The organism is Xanthomonas sp. DAR33341 (genome assembly GCF_003992815.1).
In the GTDB taxonomy this organism is placed as follows: Bacteria; Pseudomonadota; Gammaproteobacteria; order Xanthomonadales; family Xanthomonadaceae; genus Xanthomonas; species Xanthomonas cissicola.
In genome coordinates this window covers 221,118-239,458 of record NZ_QEYV01000012.1, presented here as the reverse complement: position 1 = coordinate 239,458, position 18,341 = coordinate 221,118, and the positions used below count along the sequence as shown (strand labels likewise).

At 67.4% G+C, this 18,341-nt stretch carries 12 protein-coding genes; 4 read left to right on the top strand and 8 right to left on the bottom strand.

Annotation, left to right across the window (positions count from 1 at the left end):
• Positions 1 to 7: 7 nt before the first annotated feature.
• From EO156_RS24275 to EO156_RS03080, 3 genes are all read right to left on the bottom strand, one after another.
• Positions 8 to 364 carry a hypothetical protein gene (locus EO156_RS24275; RefSeq protein ID WP_016850647.1) on the bottom strand — a complete coding sequence of 119 codons (357 nt, stop codon included), beginning with the start codon at positions 362 to 364 and terminating at the stop codon, positions 8 to 10.
• Positions 365 to 549: 185 nt separating this feature from the next.
• Positions 550 to 1,293 (bottom strand): YceI family protein, encoded by a 744-nt coding sequence (locus EO156_RS03085; RefSeq protein ID WP_078538206.1) that lies wholly within the window; start codon positions 1,291 to 1,293, stop codon positions 550 to 552.
• Between the two features lie 231 nt (positions 1,294 to 1,524).
• Entirely contained in the window at positions 1,525 to 2,115 is a 591-nt protein-coding gene (locus EO156_RS03080) for a malonic semialdehyde reductase (protein WP_003483243.1), read from the bottom strand.
• Positions 2,116 to 2,248: 133 nt separating this feature from the next.
• Here EO156_RS03080 and EO156_RS03075 point away from each other — a divergent pair, with 133 nt between their 5' ends.
• Complete coding sequence (locus EO156_RS03075) at positions 2,249 to 3,196, top strand: ELM1/GtrOC1 family putative glycosyltransferase (RefSeq protein WP_005920164.1); 948 nt, start codon at positions 2,249 to 2,251, stop codon at positions 3,194 to 3,196.
• Between the two features lie 173 nt (positions 3,197 to 3,369).
• On the opposite strand, the gene EO156_RS03070 is transcribed toward EO156_RS03075, so the two are convergent.
• Entirely contained in the window at positions 3,370 to 5,325 is a 1,956-nt protein-coding gene (locus EO156_RS03070; RefSeq protein ID WP_026007082.1) for a S53 family peptidase, read from the bottom strand.
• Between the two features lie 479 nt (positions 5,326 to 5,804).
• Between EO156_RS03070 and EO156_RS03060 the strand changes: the two genes are divergently transcribed.
• On the top strand, positions 5,805 to 6,356 hold the full coding sequence (locus tag EO156_RS03060) for a VUT family protein (RefSeq protein ID WP_005914118.1): 552 nt from the start codon (positions 5,805 to 5,807) through the stop codon (positions 6,354 to 6,356).
• A 101-nt stretch (positions 6,357 to 6,457) separates the two neighbouring features.
• Here the strand turns inward: EO156_RS03060 and glnE are convergent, their stop codons facing one another.
• Entirely contained in the window at positions 6,458 to 9,283 is a 2,826-nt protein-coding gene (gene glnE, locus EO156_RS03055; RefSeq protein WP_029827977.1) for a bifunctional [glutamate--ammonia ligase]-adenylyl-L-tyrosine phosphorylase/[glutamate--ammonia-ligase] adenylyltransferase, read from the bottom strand.
• Between the two features lie 162 nt (positions 9,284 to 9,445).
• On the opposite strand from glnE, the gene EO156_RS03050 reads away from it, so the two are divergent.
• The gene (locus EO156_RS03050) at positions 9,446 to 9,964 is read left to right on the top strand and encodes a hypothetical protein (RefSeq protein ID WP_016849715.1); all 519 of its coding nucleotides are present in this window, start codon (positions 9,446 to 9,448) and stop codon (positions 9,962 to 9,964) included.
• Entirely contained in the window at positions 9,964 to 10,884 is a 921-nt protein-coding gene (locus EO156_RS03045; protein ID WP_029827974.1) for an SMP-30/gluconolactonase/LRE family protein, read from the top strand. The genes EO156_RS03050 and EO156_RS03045 overlap by 1 nt, the downstream gene beginning before the upstream one ends.
• 417 nt (positions 10,885 to 11,301) lie before the next feature.
• Here the strand turns inward: EO156_RS03045 and EO156_RS03040 are convergent, their stop codons facing one another.
• The 3 genes from EO156_RS03040 to EO156_RS03030 form a co-directional block, all read right to left on the bottom strand.
• A complete protein-coding gene (locus EO156_RS03040; RefSeq protein WP_016850428.1) occupies positions 11,302 to 13,743 on the bottom strand; it encodes a hypothetical protein in 2,442 nt (813 codons plus the stop codon).
• A gap of 93 nt (positions 13,744 to 13,836) precedes the next feature.
• Positions 13,837 to 16,014, bottom strand: coding sequence for a hypothetical protein (locus tag EO156_RS03035; RefSeq protein ID WP_029827971.1), 2,178 nt, complete (start codon positions 16,012 to 16,014; stop codon positions 13,837 to 13,839).
• Positions 16,015 to 16,813: 799 nt separating this feature from the next.
• Positions 16,814 to 17,887, bottom strand: coding sequence for a 3-deoxy-7-phosphoheptulonate synthase (locus EO156_RS03030; protein WP_011050379.1), 1,074 nt, complete (start codon positions 17,885 to 17,887; stop codon positions 16,814 to 16,816).
• Positions 17,888 to 18,341: the final 454 nt, after the last annotated feature.

Sequence of the window (18,341 nt, the reverse complement as noted above, 5' to 3'; positions counted from 1 at the left end):
GCGTGCCTCAGAACCTCGCCGACAACGCGAGCACTACCCCGCGTCCAAGCTGACCGACATACCGCGGTGCATTGATGGAACGCGCGCCAAGGGTGCGCGTGCCGCGAGGCCGGACATCGCGGTGGTGCCATGCCTGCCACTGCAGGAACAGCGGCAACGATCTACCGAAGTGCACGACGGACATCACCGGTCCAGAAAAATGCGCCCAGCCTGCGCGGGCCGGATGACGCGTGGATGACAGCCGCCAACTGCGTTGCCGCGCGGTGCGCCTGGCCGTTGATTCGGCGATGGCGACGGCGCGACCTGCGAGACAGCGACGCGGCGTCAGGTTGCCGAACGTCGCGGCGGCCACCTGTTTGCCCATGCCACGGTCACCGTGGTCCACGCTGTCGGCTATGCCGTGAGCGGCGGCGTTTCCCAAGACACGCACCCAACACGCTGGCGGCCCCAGCATGACCTTGCCACACCCAACGGGGTCGCACGTGGCCATCCCCCTCAACGACAAAGGCCCGCCGAAGCGGGCCTTTGCCTGGACAGCAGCCAGACCGCTTACTTGGCTGCGGCATCCTTCGCCGCCGCATCGCCCGCCTTGGCCTGCAGGGCTTCGGTGGTGATGCGGATCTTCACTTCGTCGCTGACGTTCGGGGCGTACTGGCCCAGGCCGAAATCGCTGCGCTTGATGGTGGTGGTGGCGTCGAAACCGGCGGCCGGCACCTTCTTCATCGGGTGCTCGCCGGCACCGTTGAGGGTGACGTCCAGCACGACCGGCTTGGTCTGCCCCTTGATGGTCAGGTCGCCCGTGACGGTCAGCTTGTTGGTGCCGGCAGCTTCCACCTTGGTGCTCTTGAAAGTGGCGGTCGGGAACTTGGCCGCATCGAAGAAGTCACCGCTCTTCAGGTGTTCGTCGAACTTGGCGGTGAAGCTATTCAAGCCGGACAGCGGCAGGGTGACCTGCACGGTGGACTTGGTCACGTCGGCCGCGTCGTACACCAGGGTGCCGTCGACACTGCCGAAGTGCGCGCTCGGGTTGGAGAAGCCGAAGTGGCTCCACTGCGCCAGCACGTCGGTATGCGACGGGTCCAGGGTGTAGGTGCCCGATGCCACTTCCACGGCCGGGGCGGTCGAGGCGGCAGCTGCCGGTGCAGGTGCCGGCGCAGCAGCGGCGTCGGCCGGGGCGGTGGCCGCCGCCGGGGTTTCGGCGGCCGGGGCGGCAGTGTTCTCGGCCGGCTTGGAGCAGGCGGCAATGGCCAGGGTCAGGGCGAGCGGCAGCAACAGCTTGTGGGTGGTCTTCATTGGAACTCCATGGGATGAGAGACGCGTCGGAACAACGCGGGTGGGACAGATGCAGACGGACGAGGACTGCAGGAAACGCAAGACACCATGTACGTCGACACGGCGAGCCAGATCAAGCGGTCGGCCGGCGAACGGCCAACGGCGTCGCTTGAACGCGGCAGGCACACGCAGTGTGCCGGGCCGACGCGCGCCGTCCACGGCGCTGTGCCGCAGTCGGAACGCATGCATCCCTTACTCGAAACGTGCCGCTTCGTCGAAGCTCAGGCGTGGCGAACGCGGGAACAGCCCGGCCGGGTCGCCATAGCCGAGATTGACCAGGAAGTTGGACTTGATCGGCGTGCCGGCAAAGAACGCCGCATCCACCTTCGCATTATCGAAGCCGGACATCGGGCCGGCATCCAGTCCCAGCGCACGCGCGGCCAGGATCAGGTAGGCGCCCTGCAGCGAGCCATTGCGGAACGCCGATTCGGTGCGGCCCTCGCGCGGGCCGTCGAACCAGCTCTTGGCGTCGGCATGCGGGAACAGATACGGCAGCTTCTCGTGGAAGTCTTCGTCGTGCGCCACGATCACCGTCACCGGTGCGGCCAGCGTCTTGGCGGCATTGCCCTCCGACAGCGCCGGCTTGAGCTTGGCCTTGCCTTCGGCGCTGGTCACGAACACAAAGCGCGCCGGACAGCTATTGGCCGCGGTGGGCCCCCACTTCACCAGCTCATACAGCTCACGCAGCACCTCGTGGCTGACCGGCGTGTCGGCAAACGCATTCTGCGTGCGGGCGGTGCGGAACAGCTGATCCAGTGCGGCGGCGTTGAGCGAGTCGGACATGAGCACTCCAGAGGAAGGGTGGTGCGACGGTAGGCTGCGGCGTCGGCGCCAGTGTGAAGACCCGCAGTGTAGAGTGGCGCGATTGCCGCCACACGCGTTCAATCTGAAACAAATCTATGTCGGATCTGAAACGATGGGGCTGACCTGGGCACTGAGCGACGGCCGTGCCGGCAATGCGCGCCAGGCCGAGGCGCTGGCGCGTGCATTGCAGCCCGATGCCTACCAGCCCCTGCACCTGGAGCCCAACGCGCCGTGGCGTTGGGCGGCGCCGTGGCGGCTCCCCGGCGCACGGCGGGCGTTTGGCGCGGCATTTGCCGGGCAACTGACGCAGCCCCCGGCGCTGGCCATCGGCTGCGGCAGGCAGGCGGCGCTGGCCACCCGGTTGCTGCGTGCCCACGGCAGCCGCAGCGTGCAGATCCTGGACCCGCGTCTGGATCCGCGGCACTGGGACCTGCTGGTCGTGCCCGAGCACGATGCACGGCGCGGCAGCAACGTGCTCACCCTGCTCGGCAGCCTGCACCCGGTGGACGATGCGTGGCTGGCGGCCGGGCGGGCGGCCTTTCCCGCACTAGGCGGCTTGCCCGGCCCGCGGCTGGCCCTGCTGGTCGGTGGGCCCACCGACCAGGTGCCGTGGACGCCACAGGCGCTGGCGGCGCTGTGCACGCGCTTGAGCGCCCAACTGCGCGCGCTGGGCGGCAGCCTGCTGGTCACCACCTCGCGCCGCACACCGGGCGATGCAATCGCAACGCTGCGCGCGGCCTGCGTCGGCCTGCCGCATCTGCTGTGGTGCGACCAACGCGATGGGCCCAACCCGTATGCCGGCCTGCTCGGCTGGGCCGATGCCATCGTGGCCAGCGCCGATTCGGTCAACCTGCTCTCCGAAGCCTGCGCCACCCGTGTGGCGGTGACCGCCGCGTTCGGCGAACAGGCAGGCGGGCGCGTGGGCGCCTACCTGCAGGCATTGCGACAACGCCAGCGTTTGCACCCGGTGGATGAAGTTCTCGCCGGCGCTGTCGCTATCGTTGCGGTGCGCGAAACCGAGCGCATCGCCATGCAGGTGCGCGCGCGCCTGCTGGCATGACCCAAGGCCCGTCAGCGGGCCACTGATACTCAGGACGCTTCGCATGACAGGGTTGGCGGGCCACTCATGCACGACCTGCGCTGCAGGCCGACAACACAGCTGATCGACCACGGCGTGATCGTCGTTGCATCGGCGGCGTTGCCACGACGCCGATGCCTTCAACCGCGCTGGGTTTACGGATTGCTGGGAGAACGCGGAATGCCCGCAGGCGCCGCGTCCAGCGCGCCGATCATCAGCCGCACGATCGGGGTTCCCAGGCCGGTGGTGTAGTTGTACTTGCCGGCGATCGGTACGTCGTTGCTGACGACCCCGTTATTGCCGGGGATACCGCGGTGGTAGGCCTCCGGCCCGTTGGCAGCCAGGCGATACAGGTAATCGTTGAGATTGCCCTGCCGGCCCTGCTTCTGCACCAGCAACGCGGCCACGCTGGCGAACTCCGGCGCCGCCACGCTGGTGCCGATCACCTTGGTGATGGCACCGGCCACGTAAATGGACACCGAGCTGGTGCCCTGCTGGCAGGGATGCACGGCGATCCCCGGGCAACCACCGACCAGCATGCCGACATCGGGCAATGCGCGCATCGAGGTGCGCGTGCCGCCCAGCGCACGCAGCTGGTATGCCGGACGCTGGAACAGCGTGCTGACGCCGCCACCGGCACCCCAGTAGCCGCCGCTGAGCAGCGCGCCGACGCCATACGGGTCCTCGGCCTGCAACGGGTCGGCAAACGCGCTTTCGCTGAGGTAGGTCGAATCCAGGCTGCCCTTCTTGTAGGCAGTGAGCAGGTTGCCGCCACCGACCGCGGTCACATACGCATCGGCGGCGGGCCAGTGCACGCTGGGGACGTACCGACCGTTCTTGCCGTCCACCAGGTATTGCGTGTCCGGGCAATCCAGGCCGGCGTTGTCGCCGCTGGAGGCGACGAAGCTGATGCCCTGCGCGTTGCCTTGCTTGAAGACCGAATCGAACAGGCCAAGGATGGAGGTGGCGTCATTCCCGTTGTAGGCCGCGGTGAAGACCTGTTCGCAGAATCCGAACGAGGAGCTGACCACGTCGGCCTCATTGTCCTGCACGATCTGCCGGTAGCCGGCCAGGATGGAATCGATGGAGAGATCGGGGATCACGTACAGCAGCACGTGCGCGCCCGGTGCGCCGCCAAGCGCCATGTCCACATCGAGCGTTGCTTCACGCGCCGCAGCGCGATTGCCATCCCCGGGCTTGGCACCGGCCACATAGCGGCGTGCGTACAGCGTCGGATTGGCATGGTTGCCGGCATACCGGCTGAAGCGCTCGTGGTCGAACATCGCGGCGATGTCCGTGTCCAGCACGTCGCTGCCGATCAAGACGGCGATCGTGCTGCCGCTACCGTCGAGCCGCTGTTGCTTGCCTGGCGCACCAATCATCGTCTGGTAGGACGGATAGCCGTAGGCCTGCTTGAGATCGTTGTACCAATAGCTGGTGGTGCCATCGCCAGAGCGGTTGCCGGGCTCGCCGGCCAGCATGCGCGAGTCCATGCGCGCCGCCGGCAGTCCCCGGCTCAGGCCGGTGACGGTGACACCGTTGGCACGCAGCGCGGCCGGCAGCTGCAGCGGAGCGGCAGCCGCCAGGCGCACCTGCTGGCCGGCCTTCAGATCAGCGACCAACGGCGCGGCAAACAGCCGCTCCACGCTGTCTGCATTCGCGTTGACATGCAGGGTTGGCCCCTGCTGCACCACGGTCATGTGTGCGGCCTGCAGGGCCGCGCGCACCTGCGCGAGCTGCGCAGGTGCCGGACCAAAACGCCGCTGGAAGTCGGCCGCGGACAGCCACTTGTGGTACTGCGGCGACAGCGGGTCCTGGATGTCGGCCAGCAGCGCATCCAGCGCCACCTGGTCGCGTGATGGCAGATGCACGTCGAAGGACACGGGCGCTGCGCGCAAGCTCGCCGTCATCGCGTCAACCCGGGAATCGGGGACGGTGGTGGCAGCGTTGGCGCTGCCGAAGGCGAACAGCGAAGCGGACAGCACGGCAGCCAGCAGCTGCCGACAGCGGATGCGAGTAAGCATGGATCTCTCCGGGGGGCACAGCAGTGAGCGAGGCCGAATGGCATCGCAGGGGCGCGCACGACCGCTCGCGACCACCGGCGCGATCATGTCGACACGGAAACAGGAAGCAGGTACCGGCTGCGAGCGATGGCCGTAGCGGCGGCGATACGCACGGCTGGCCGCTGCCACAGACCACGGGAAGGCCGAGCGCGGCCAGCGCACCATCGCGACACTGCGCATTCGGCAGCTATCGCCATCGGCATCGGCAGGTCGCGGGGCTTGCAAGGGCTGCCATCAATCAGACGACGGGGTCGGGAGCCGGGACGATACGTGCGATGTCTACGGCTGAAATGCTAGCGGGCGAGATTGTGTCGCCGCCAGCGAGGTGCGCGTGTCTGCGGCTGATTGCGGCCGCGATGTGCGCACGCGCCCAGTCGGTCGCCGCCGCGATACAGGCACGGTCGGTGGCAGGCGCCTGCGCGATACGGTCATCGCGCACCGGCGCTGTGGCCGGCGAGCGCATCGCTGCGCTGGTCCATCCCTGCCGTCGAAGAGATAATTGCGCGCCCACTCAACACCGTGTCGCCATGCGTCTTGCCTCGCCACCTGTATTGGCCCCGCTCACCGCCCGTGCATTGATCTGGGCGGTGCTGGCAATGGGCGCGGTGGTCCTGCTGTCCAACATCCTGGTGCAATACCCGATCAACGACTGGCTGACCTGGGGCGCGTTCTCCTACCCGCTGGCGTTCCTGGTCAGCAACCTGATCAACCGCCGCTTCGGCCCGCGCGCCGCGCGCCACGTTGCCTGGTGCGGGTTCGCGCTGGCGGTGCTGCTGTCGATCTGGCTGGCGACGCCACGCATTGCGGTGGCCTCGTGCAGCGCTTTCATCGCGGCACAATTGCTGGACATCAGCGTGTTCGACCGCCTGCGCGACGGCAGCTGGTGGCGCGCGCCGATCGTGGCCACCACCTGCAGCGCCACCCTGGATACCACGATCTTCTGGAGCATTGCGTTTGCCGGCGCGAGCCTGCCGTGGGTCAGCTGGGCCGCAGGCGATCTGGCGGTAAAACTGGGCATGGGCGTGTTCCTGCTCGGCCCGTTTCGCGCCCTGCTGTGGCGGACTGCGCCGCGTCGGTAGAACGCTGACGCTCATGGGTGCGTTGCCTCCGCCAGGACAGCAAGGCACCGTTGCTGCCGTTCGCTGCAGCTGCATCGAAAGCGGCGTACTCACCAGTGCACTTACAGCGCTGTTTCATCCTTGCCCAGCGGAAACGTCAGGCCCTGCCCACGTGCTGCGTTGAAGATGATGCCGCGCGCCTGCTGGATGGCCGGCGTGGGTGCGATCAGGCGTGGGCGGCGGTCCAGCGTGCAGCTCAGGCCGGCATCGACCAGCGTTGCGTGCGCCTGATGCAGTGGTGCGGCGCTCTCGTCCGGCAGCCAGTGCGTGCGCGCCAGTGCGTCGATCAACGCGGGCGTGTCGCAGGCATCCAGTAGCTGCGGCTGCTGCGCTGCCAGCCCGAGCACGCCGGCCTGCAGCACGAATTCCAGATCCACCAGGCCGCCAGCGCCTTGCTTGAGATCCAGCCGGCCGGCATCGCTGCGATCCAGTTCGGCGCGCATGCGCGCACGCATCTTGCGCACGTCCTCGTGCAACTGCGCGGTGTCGCGCACCCGCATCAGCGTATCGCGACGCACCTGGGCAAACGCGTCGCAAAGCGCTGCGTCGCCGGCCACCGCGCGTGCACGCACCAGGGCCTGATGCTCCCAGGTCCAGGCGCGATCGCGCTGGTATTCGCGGTAACTGGCCAGCGAGGACACCAGTGCGCCCTTGCCGCCATCCGGGCGCAGTCGCACATCGATGTCGTACAGCCGGCCGGCGCCGGTCTCGGCAGCCAGCAATGCCATCACCTTCTGCGCAAGCCGTGCAAACCAGCGCCCGGCGTCCAGTGGGCGCTTGCCATCGGAGGCGTCCACCTCGCGCGGATGATCGTACAGAAACACCAGATCCAGATCCGATCCGAATCCCAGCTCCAGCCCGCCCAGACTGCCGTAACCGACGATGGCAAAGCTTCCGCCGGGCACGTGTCCGTGCGCGGCGAGCATGTCGCTGCGCGCCAGGTGCAGCACGGTCTGCACGACCGCTTCGGCAAGCCAGGCCAGTTGCCGGGTGCTCTCCACCGCCTGCTGGCGGCCATCCAGCGTGGCCAGCGCAATGCGGAAGCTCAGTGCAAGCCGACGCTCGTTGAGCTCGCGCAACGCCGCTTCGGTGTCATCGATGTGCAAGGTATGGGCGCAGGCCGCGTGCAGCGCTGCGCGATCCGGCAGCGGGCCGCTGATGCGGGTGTCGAGCAATTCGTCCAGCAGCAACGGATACGCCGCCAGCCGCTCGGCCAGCAGCGCACTGCGCGAGAGCACATCGACCAGGCGTGCAAGCGCGCTGGGTTGCTCATCGAGCAAGGCCAGATAGCTGGTGCGGCGCAAGGTGGCCTGCAGCAGGCCGAGCATGCGACGCACGGCCGCGTCGGGCTGGCTGGCGCGGGTGGCCGCGTGCAGCAGTGCCGGCATCACCCGATCCAGCCGCGCACGCGCACTATCGGACAGTGCGCGCACGCCGGAGGACTGCGCGAAATCGGCCAGCGCCCGATGCGCGCCATCGGGATCGTTCAAGCCAATCCCCGCCAACGGCGCAGCATCGCCGTCCGGCAGCGCGCGCCAGTAATCGGCAAGCGCGTCCGGCGCGGTGGCGCGCACGCGCGGGGCCAGCAGCTCGGCAAATTCCGCCGCAACCCGCGCGCGCTGCGGCGCCAGCGCGTCCAACAGGGCCGACCACTGCGCGTAACCCAGGCCTAGCGCAATGCGTTCGCGATCCAGCGGCGCCTGCGGCAATGCGTGGGTCTGCGCATCGCGCAACATCTGCAGGCGATTTTCCAGCCGGCGTAGAAAACGATACGCCGTCGACAGCGCCTGGCCGTTTTCCTGGTCGATCTGGCCTGCGGCCACCAGCGCCTGCAGCGCGGGCAGCAGGCGGCGTTCGCGCAGGCTCGGCTCGCGTCCGCCGCGAATCAGCTGCAGCGATTGCGCCAGAAACTCGATTTCGCGAATTCCGCCGGGCCCACGCTTGATGTCGTCCAGACGATCGTGCCGCGCCACTTCGGCGGTGATGGCTGCCTTCATTTCGCGCAAGCCATCCAGCGCGGTGAAGTCCAGATACCGCCGGTAGACGAAGGGGCGCAGCGTTTCCAGCCAGGCCTCGCCGGCGTCGATATCGCCAGCCACCGCGCGCGCCTTGAGCCAGGCATAGCGCTCCCAATCGCGACCTTCGCGCTGGAAATACTGGTCCATGCCGGCGAACGACAACGCCACGCGGCCGGCGGTGCCGAACGGACGCAGGCGCAGATCCACGCGATGGCTGAAGCCGTCGGCCGTGGTTTCGTCCAGCAACCTGGCCAGCTGCTGGCCCAACCGTGCGAAATACTCTTCTGCCGCCAATGGACGCGCGCCATCGGATTGGCCGCCCTGCGGATAGGCGTAGACCAGATCCACGTCCGAGGAAAAATTCAGCTCGCCGCCGCCCAGCTTGCCCAGCCCGAACACCACCAGGCGTTGCACGCTGCCGTCTGCAGCAACGACCTTGCCGTGGCGGGTGTGGAACTGCTGCTCCAGCGCTTGCAGGCCGCATTGCAGACAGTGCTCGGCCAGCTGGGTTGCGCCGGCCAGGGTGGCCTCGACGCTGTCCAGACCGAGCACATCGCGCCACACCAGGCGCGTGGACTCGGCGCTGCGATAGCGTCGCAATTGCGCAGGCCACAGCTGCGGCTGCGCCGGATCGAACTGTGGCAGTGGCAGCGGCGGCGGATCGGGTTGTGCCAGCTGCTGCAGCAATGCCGGTTGCCGCGCCAACGTATCGAGCGCGAACTCGCTGGCCAGTGCCACCTGCGCGAGCTGCCGATCGAACTCGCCGCCCGGCCACGCCTGCTCGACAGGCAACGATTGACGGACACGCGCCACGGCCCGCTCGATCAGGGCGGTGAGCGCAGGAGACATGGAAACGGTCGGCATCGGCATGACCGGATTTTGGCATCCCTGCCGCGCAGGCAGTGCACGCGTGCGCGACATCCCGCATAGCGACTGCAACAGGGCGTGCAGCATTTCGCCGCTTTGAACATCTCGCTTACGCAGCCCTGACGAAACCCATGCTGCACTGCGGCTTTCGCCCGAGGTCCCGCCATGTCGCCCACCACCTTGCCTGCCCACCTGCTGCCCTCGCAGATCCCGCTGGAAACCGATGGCAACGATCCTGCACTACCGCCCAGCCTGCCCTTTCTGCATCTGTGGACCGGGCCGGATGGCAACAGCCGCCTCAACCTCTCGCAGTTGCCCGGCTTCGGCAGCAAGAGCGTGGGTGGCGGTGCGGCACCGCAGTGGTTACGGCCGTTTCCGGGCGAGGTGCTGGGCATCCAGTTCGCGGTGCTGCCGGTGGGCTGGGTCGGCGATTGGCATGAGAGCCCGTACCCGCAATGGGTGATTCCGTTGCGAGGCCGCTGGTTTATCGAAACCGGCGACGGCACCCGCGTGGAGATGGGGCCGGGCGACATCCACTTCGGCCAGGATCAGGGCACCACCGATCGGCGCGGCCACCGCTCCGGCCAATTGGGCGAGACGCCCTGCCTGCAGATGATGGTGCAGTTTGCGCAATCGCCAGGAGCGGCCACCGCGCATCCGTTCGGCCATCCGGCGCCGCGTTGATGGACCGCCACTGCCGCCTTCGCGCGCCCGGCGCCGCCCAGCCGGCCGAGTGCCCGCCACCCACCACGCATCACGCCGCGCTGGCAGCGCGGCTGGGCAATGCGCGCCTGCAGACCCTCTACGACCAGGCCACCTGGAGCGAGGGCCCGGCGTGGTGGGAGGCACAGCGCACGCTGGTGTGGAGCGATGTGGTCGGCCGCCGCGTGCTTGGCTGGCGCGAGGACGGCGCGGTGGACGCGCTGCTGGATGCCACCGCCTTCACCAATGGCAATGCGGTGGATGCGCAGCAGCGACTGGTGCACTGCGAACACGGGCGCCGCGCGATCACCCGTAGCGATGTCGATGGCCGGGCGCATCTGCTGGTCGGGCGGTTCGAGGGCAAACGGCTCAATTCGCCGAACGATCTGATCGTTGCGCACGACGGCGCGATCTGGTTCACCGACCCGCCGTTCGGGCTGCTCAAGCCCAGCCAGGGCTGCCCGGGCCCGCAGGAACTGGACCATCACGGCGTCTACCGGCTGCCGCCCGATGGCAGCGCCCTGCAGTGCATGGTCAGCCTGGATCACCCCAATGGGCTGGCGTTCTCCCCCGACGAACGTGTGCTGTACGTGTCGCAGACGCCCGAAAGTGGCCCGACCACGCCGGAGATCACCGCCTTCGACTGGCGCGATGGCGCATTGCACAACCGGCGCCGCTTCGCGGTGGTGCCGGACGGCCTGCCGGACGGCTTTTGCGTGGATCGCCAGGGATGGCTATGGAGCAGTTCCGGCGCGGGCGTGTGCATCTTCGACAACCACGGCCACTGGCTCGGCCTGGTGCCGACGCCGGAGACGGCATCCAACTGCACCTTCGACCGGGAGCAACGGCGGTTGTTCATCACCGGCGGCAGCACGCTGTGGCTGCTGGGGTTGCAGAAATAGGAACGGCATGACAGGCCAGGCGGACGCGGCCGGTGATCGGTACGGCATGGATCACTCGTACGAATGGTTTCGAACACCCCGTACACATCCAGCAGCATGATCGCTTGCCGGGTTTTGGGCGCGGCTCCAAGCCATGCAAGTCCGCTCGCCGCGATGCGCGCGGCAGCCACCACCGCCTACGGCACGAGCCTCATCTGCGGCGGATCTTGCGCGGGGTTGGCGCTTGACCCGGCAATCACCAGGCATAAAAAAGCCCGCTTGCAGCGAACTGCCAGCGGGCTTTGCTCCCTCCCCCACGTCGGGATGCAGGATCATAGTGCGCGCCCCGAATCGGACTTGCACGCTGCACTGCAAAACAATACCAGGCAGTACAGAACTGGTGCTTTTTTCTTCACCCCAGCGCGTGCGATGCAGGCGTCAGCGCAATAGCTCCGGCTGCGCGCGATACCACTCCGGAGCGCGTCGCAGATGCCATTCGGGTGTGTCGCCGCGCAAGCCCACTGCCGCGCTCAGCATTCCCCAGCGGGCCAGCAGACTGCCGCTGCGTTGATTGCCCTGCAAGCGCAGGCGCGCATCGACCTGAAAGCGTTCGTTGCGTGCCTGCAACCGATCGACGATGACCGTCTCGCCTTGCCAGTGCGCGCGTGCGGTCAGCTGCGCCTGGCCTGCATCCACCAGCCGGAGCATCCAGTTCGGAATCGAGCGGTCGCGCGCATACAACGCCACCAGAAATGCCAGATCGCGCACCTGGATGCGTACACGCCCATCCACACCCACCGGTTGTCGCCATTGCATGCGCGCATCGTCCAGCACGACACGCGCCCACCAGCCATCGCGATGTTGTCCATCCGGGCCGGTGAATCCGACATTGCGCAGCTGGATGCTGCTAGCATCGAGACTGAACTGTTCGGCGCGTAGATCGCCGCGCTGCAGGCGTAGATCCGCATCCACATCGCCGCGCAACGCCAGGCCGGCAAACTGCAGTCGCGCTGCACGCGCCCCGATGCGCACACCGCCCTTGCCGATGCGCCCACCCGGCTCGATCTGCAGATCGCCGCTGAGCACGCCGTTGCCGCCGTCGAAGCGCAGTTGCTGCTGCGGCAGATAGCGGTTGTAGGCACGCAGATCCGGCACGCGCGCATTGGCGAACACCAAGTGCGCGCGCGTGGCATCGCGCAGGCTGGTCAGGTTGCGCGCATCGGCGCGCGTTTGCAGATCCAGGCGCAAATCGCGGCCTTGCACGAACGGGCGCGTTGGCGCGTCGGTATGCGCGATCGAAAACTGCTGCATCTGCAGTGCAAGCGCCGGCAGCAACTGTCCGTTGGCATCGGCGTCCACGCGCAGATCTGCACTGGCTTGTCCCGTGATCGCATGCCCCATCACGCCTACCTGCGCTTGCACGTGCGGTACCTGCAGGCGGCTGCCGGCGCCGAGCTGGCCGCGATCGATCCGCAGATCGGCATCGACCAGGCCCTCGCCCTCCAGGGTCAGCCAATCCACATCCGGAAACAGCGCAGCAATCCAGCTCAACGAAGACAATTGCCAGTGCAGCCGCGCATGCCCGGAGGTGCGCGGCAACAGGCTGCGCATGGATTGCACTGGCAATTGCCTGCCTTGCACGCGCACGTCGGCGTCCAGCGTCAGTCCGGCATCGGCCGGCTCGGGCATGCTTACCGTCAGCCGCATGTTCTGATCGACCTGTAACTGCGCCGTCAATTCGCCCAGCAATGCGGCCTGCGCGCGCCTGCCGTCGTGCAGCGGCGCGCGCCATTGCAGTTGACTCCCGGGCTGCAGGGCACCGCGTATCCAGCGCAGCTCGCCATCTGCACGGCCCTTGCCGGGACGCGTCGCCAGCGTGTGCCGGCCCTGCGCATCACGGGCGACATCCAACGCTGCAGTGTCGCCATGCACGGCGATCAGCGCATCGGTGAACTGCAGCACCGCTTGTCCACTTGCCTGCTCCGGTGCATGCCGCGCGATGCTCGCTTCGATACGCAGCTGCCCGTTGCGCATCACTTCGTCCTGCCCCCACCGCACACGCGTCGATTCGAACACCGCACGCGAGGGGAAGATTTCCATCGGCCCGCCACGCAGTCGTTTGAACAGACCCAGTTGCAGTTGGCCCTGCCCTTCGATGTGCAGCTGACGCAGCGACACGGCCTGCACCTGCTCGGCAACGATGCGGTCGAACTGCAGGGTCCAGGCGGCTGGTGGGATGGGTGCGCTGGCGTGAGCGTCGGCGCGCTTGGCTGATTGCGGCGTACTGGTTGTTGGCGTTGTGGGCTTCGCGTTGGTTGCAGTGGTTACGCGCAGATGCTGCGCGGGCGGCTGCGTCGTCGCCGTTTTTTCGACATCGGGCGCTACTGTAGGCGCCTCCTCGTTCGCTGAAGCGGCCGGCGTATCAGCGACGCCCTTCATCGGAACAACAGCACCCCGCGCCGCTTGCGTCGCCGCAGGCGATGGCATTGTCGCCGTCCCGGGCGTCTCGACCGCAGCCTGCAGACCGCCACGCACACCGCGCGCGTGCAACTCCGGCACCAGCAGTTGGCGGTGCAGCAATGGCAGCAGCCGAATCTGCCCGCTCATCCGCTGCGCGCCGACATTCCAGTTCGTGCGCGTCCAATGGCCTCGCAGATCGACATCCCACAGCACCACACGCCCAGGCCACCAGGTCAGCGCCGGGCCCCAGTGCATCGTGAACTTATCGGGCGAGCGATTCAGCGCAGCCGGGCCAAGCGGCGTGTTGAGCAACAGATTGCCCAGCAGCACATAGCTTGCGTACAGCGCAATCAGTGCCACTAGCGGCCATCGCAGTACGCGTGGCAAGGCGCGCCAGCGGGCGCGAACAGGCATCGTCATGACGGCAGGCTCCTGAAAACCGCGCACGCGGCTGGGCACAGTGTGCCAAGCCAGCCGTGAGCACGGCGCAGCACGATCACGCCAGCGGCCGCATCACTTGGTTTTGGAGACCGCCGGCAACAGTGCCGGCCGCGCGTCATACCACTCGCGTGCGCCCGCCAGATGCCACTGCCGCTGCTTGCCCTCGAGTTCGATGCCGGCACCCAGCACGCCCCAGCGCAGATACAGATCGCCGCGCCGCTGCGCATCGTTCAAGGCCAGCCGCGCACGCAGCGACAAGCGCGCGTTTTCCGCATGCAGGTCGTCGATCAGCACCTGCTGCTTGCGCCAACGCACTCGACCAGTGGCATCCAGTTCGCCCGAATCCAGCAAACCCAGCACCCAGCGCGGATAGTCGGCGCGCTGGGCGAACACCGAGAGCAGTGGGGCGATATCGCGCATACGAAGGGCTGCGTCGACATCCACCTGGAACGGTGCTTCGGCCTGGATCGTACCGGCACCCACCTGCAAGTCGCCCCACCAATTCGCATCGCTGACTTCGTCCCCCACGCGCATATTGCGCAGGCGTATGCGCGTGCCGCCGAGGTCGAAGAACTTGTTCTTGAAGTCGGCGCGCTGCAGCGTTGCCTGCAACTCGGCATCGCCGCGCATCTGTACGCCAGCCAACGCAAGATGCGCGCCCTGCCCGCGCAGGTTCGCATGCCCATTACCGACCTCGCCGGACGCATTGAGCGCCACATCGCCGGTCAGGCTGCCGCTACCGCCGAGCAGGCGCACGTTATTGCCCGGCAGATAGCGGTTGTAGGCGGTGAGATCGGGCACACGCGCATCGCTGAAACGCAGCTGCGCCTTGAGCGTATCGCTCAGGCGGGCCAGCTCGGCATCGCCATGCATGGCCAGTTGCAGATCGCGGCCATCCAGCAGGAGCTGTCTGGGCGCATCGCGCGGCGCCGCCTTGAAGGTGGGAATGCTCACATCCAGATGCGCCTGCGCCGTGGCGGCATCGTCGATGCGCCCGTGCGCCTTGGCGACGCCGGCCAGGCGCGTGTCGAACACCTGTGCCACGGCCTCCACGCGCGGAATATCCAGCGTGCTGCCGGCACTCAGCCGGCCCTGTGCAAGGCGCAGGTCCGCTTCGACCAGACCGCCGCCTTCCAGCTGGAACCACGGCTTGCGCACGAACAGCTCGGCGATCCAGTTCAAGGATTCGAACTTCCAGCGCCCACGCACCTGCCCCGACAGACGCGGCAACAGCTGCGCCGGCTGTTCGAACGGAACACTGCGCCCGGCGATGCGCAGATCGGCGTGCAGCTCGCTGCCGGTCTTCTCGTCGCGCGGCAGCCGCGCCTGCACGCGGATGTCCTGTGCCACATCCAGCTGCAGCGCGAGCATGCCGCGGTCGGTGGCGCCCACGCCCGCAAGCAATGGCAACCGCCACACCGCGCGGCTGCCCGGCTGCAGCGCGCCGCTGGCCAGGCGGATATCGGCCTCCACGCGGGCTGCCGATGGCCCGCTGCCGATGTCCACATGCGGCGCGCCGGTATCGATCTTCAGCGCCACGGAATTGGCCTTCAGCTGTAGCCGGGCGGCGGTGATGCCGAGCTTGCGCAGGCCCGGCGCCTGGTCGCGGTAATGGCGTGGAAACTGGAACTGCGCATCCAGCTGCACACCGTTGAACACCTGCACCCCGTCGTAGCTGACCACCGCATCGGTAAAGCCCGCTTCGGAAGGAAACAGTTCCGACGGCCCGCCCTTGAGTTGCTTCAGAAAACCGACCTTGCCGTGCCCCTTCCCGGCGATCAGTAATTTGCCCAGGCGGGCACTGCGAATGCTGTTGCTGGTGATTGCATCGAAGCGCAACGTCCAGCCTTGGTTGCCCCGCGGTGGCGGCGGAATGGGCGTATCGGAGGTTTCCACTTCTGCGCTCACGCCGGTGGCATGCAGCCACGGCAGGCGCACTTCGCGCCGAAACAAGGCCAGCAGGGCGATACGCGCATGTGCGCGGTCGGCGTGGAAGACATACACGGTACGGTTGGCCTGCCCGCGCATGCGCACGTTCCAGGCGATGACCTCGCCCGGGAACAGCGTCACCGCCGGGCCGGTCTGCATGGTGAACTTGTGCGGCTGCCGATTGGTGCTGGCGTCGAACAGCGGGGTATTGAGATAGAGGTTGCCGGCCAGCAGATACAGCGCGTAGAGCGCCAGCACAATGCCCACTGCACGACGCCACGGCCGTGGCCAGCGCTGGAAGCGGTCGCGAAGTGAGGGCATGGGCGCAGGCAGGAAAGAGTCTGCCGCCACTATCCCGGTTGCGCTGACCGCGAAGCGTGAACAGGGCTGGTGCCGTTGCGGGAATTGGGAATTGGGAATCGGCGGCGAGCTTGGAGATTGGCGGCCGGCTAATGCCTTAGTGCTGCAAACCTCGCAATTCCTGCGGTGCTGCACTGGCGACGCTGAACCGCTGCGATTACGCAATCCCGGCATTTAACGCTTCTCGAACTTCATTGCTGCGCACGACATGCAGCGACATCGCAGGGTCACGCGCCGGGCGGATAACGGTCCTGCCCGCTCGCTCCATGTGACAGGAAGGCTCTCTCCCCCTGCTGTCGCTGAGCGAAACGGGCCATCACTGGGTGGTGTCCAATCCGTCGGGCCGGCTCCCTGCGCCGGCCCGACGTTCTTGGTCTGCAGCGGCCCGCCAGACGCCTGCGCGCACGGCCAAGCCGATCGTTGTATCGGTTGGTCGTCGCTGATGGCACCGCTGCGCGCCATGTTGGACGTGCTGCACCTGCGCGACAGCGGCGCACCAGCCAGCCGTCCCGCCTCGGTGAGGAGTGGCCCGAGCGTCTAGCGCACACCCACGTCATTGCCTGCGCAGTTACCGACGCTTGCTGCACCGACGCACGTGCCAGCCGCAAGATCCTTTCCCATTGGCCAAGGTGGCGCATAGCGCCGAATCAGGGATGCGCGACGCCGCAGACCAGCCAACGCGCTGCCTCGCCGTGATTTCGAGTGGGCGACGCCCCATGCAGCATCAGCAAGTGTTCTGCCGATGCTGCTGCGCCGCAACTCATGCAGCCTCGGCAATCCGGCGCATGCGCCGTGCGCGCACTGCGGTCGCCAGGCGTTCCAGCACCTGCACCGAACTGTCCCAGCCGATGCAGCCGTCGGTAATGCTCTGGCCGTAGGTCAGCTCGCACCCCGGCAAGAGGTCCTGGCGCCCACCGACCAGATGACTTTCCACCATCACGCCGACGATGCGTGTTTCGCCGCCTTCCAGCTGGTTGGCGATGTCCTCGACGACCTTGGGCTGGTTCTCGGGATTCTTGCTGCTGTTGGCGTGGCTGGCATCGATCATCAGGCGCGCGGGCAGGCCGGATGCATTGAGCACCTGGCTGGCCGCTTCCACATTGGCCGCATCGAAGTTGGGCTGTTTGCCGCCGCGCAGGATCACATGGCAATCCGGATTGCCCGCCGTCGCTGCCACGGCGGTATGTCCGTCTTTGGTCACGGCCAGGAAATGATGCGGATGCGAGGCCGCGCCCACCGCGTCCACCGCAATCTTGACGTCGCCACCGGTGCCGTTCTTGAAGCCCACCGGGCATGACAGCCCGGACGCCATTTCGCGATGCACCTGGCTCTCGGTGGTGCGTGCGCCGATCGCGCCCCAGGCCACCAGGTCGGCGATGTATTGCGGCGAAATGATGTCGAGAAATTCCACGCCGGCCGGCAGGCCGAGATTGTTGATATCGCGCAGCAGGCCACGCGCCACGCGCAGGCCCTTGTTGATCTGGAAGCTGCCGTCCAGGTCCGGATCGTTGATCAAGCCCTTCCAGCCGATGGTGGTGCGCGGCTTTTCGAAGTACACCCGCATCACGATCTCCAGCGCGTCGCCGAACTGATCGCGCAACGGGCGCAGGCGTTGCGCGTACTCCATCGCCGCGACCGGGTCGTGGATCGAGCATGGCCCGATCACCACGGCCAGGCGGTCGTCGCGCCCGTGCAGGATGTCGTGCAGCGCGGCGCGCGCGTTGGTCACGGTTTCGGAGGCGCGCTCATCGCAGGGCAGCAGCGACAGCAGCTGCGCGGGCGGTGCGAGGGCTTCGATCTTGCGGATACGCAGGTCATCGGTGACGGGCGGCATAACAGTGTCTCGGTGGGCGGTGTTGCATCAGGGAACCAGGCGCGGCGGCAACAAAAAAGCCGCCAGGTGTGCGCTGGCGGCTTTTCGGGAATGCTGCTGAAGTTTCCTTCAGGGTGAGCGCAATCCTTCCTCCGCCAGCGGCATCGGAAAACCGTAGTACCAAAAGTAAAACTGGCTGCGGGGTGCGTTCATGGGATGCATTGATACCACGCACGTTTGCGCGTTGCCACTGTTTCATCGGCAACGGACCGGGCGCAGGTGGAAGCGAACGTCCCTCCACAGGCTCCAGCACAACCCCGCGTTGAAATGCATGCGGCCGGAGCGGTGAAGTCGGCACAGGTTCCGGGGCGATCGCCAATCCAACGGGCGGCGATAGCGCTGCCGCCAATCGGCGCGATGCAAACAATCGATGACGCGCTGATCGAGCTGGTCATCTCGCCAGGTCTTGCGGCCT

Bases quoted from the DNA above. Each gene is read 5' to 3' on its own strand.
- EO156_RS24275 (WP_016850647.1), bottom strand. From the start codon at position 364: ATGGGCAAACAGGTGGCCGCCGCGACGTTCGGCAACCTGACGCCGCGT.
- EO156_RS03085 (WP_078538206.1), bottom strand. From the start codon at position 1,293: ATGAAGACCACCCACAAGCTGTTGCTGCCGCTCGCCCTGACCCTGGCC.
- EO156_RS03080 (WP_003483243.1), bottom strand. From the start codon at position 2,115: ATGTCCGACTCGCTCAACGCCGCCGCACTGGATCAGCTGTTCCGCACC.
- EO156_RS03075 (WP_005920164.1), top strand. From the start codon at position 2,249: ATGGGGCTGACCTGGGCACTGAGCGACGGCCGTGCCGGCAATGCGCGC.
- EO156_RS03070 (WP_026007082.1), bottom strand. From the start codon at position 5,325: ATGATCGCGCCGGTGGTCGCGAGCGGTCGTGCGCGCCCCTGCGATGCC.
- EO156_RS03060 (WP_005914118.1), top strand. From the start codon at position 5,805: ATGCGTCTTGCCTCGCCACCTGTATTGGCCCCGCTCACCGCCCGTGCA.
- glnE (WP_029827977.1), bottom strand. From the start codon at position 9,283: ATGCCGATGCCGACCGTTTCCATGTCTCCTGCGCTCACCGCCCTGATC.
- EO156_RS03050 (WP_016849715.1), top strand. From the start codon at position 9,446: ATGTCGCCCACCACCTTGCCTGCCCACCTGCTGCCCTCGCAGATCCCG.
- EO156_RS03045 (WP_029827974.1), top strand. From the start codon at position 9,964: ATGGACCGCCACTGCCGCCTTCGCGCGCCCGGCGCCGCCCAGCCGGCC.
- EO156_RS03040 (WP_016850428.1), bottom strand. From the start codon at position 13,743: ATGACGATGCCTGTTCGCGCCCGCTGGCGCGCCTTGCCACGCGTACTG.
- EO156_RS03035 (WP_029827971.1), bottom strand. From the start codon at position 16,014: ATGCCCTCACTTCGCGACCGCTTCCAGCGCTGGCCACGGCCGTGGCGT.
- EO156_RS03030 (WP_011050379.1), bottom strand. From the start codon at position 17,887: ATGCCGCCCGTCACCGATGACCTGCGTATCCGCAAGATCGAAGCCCTC.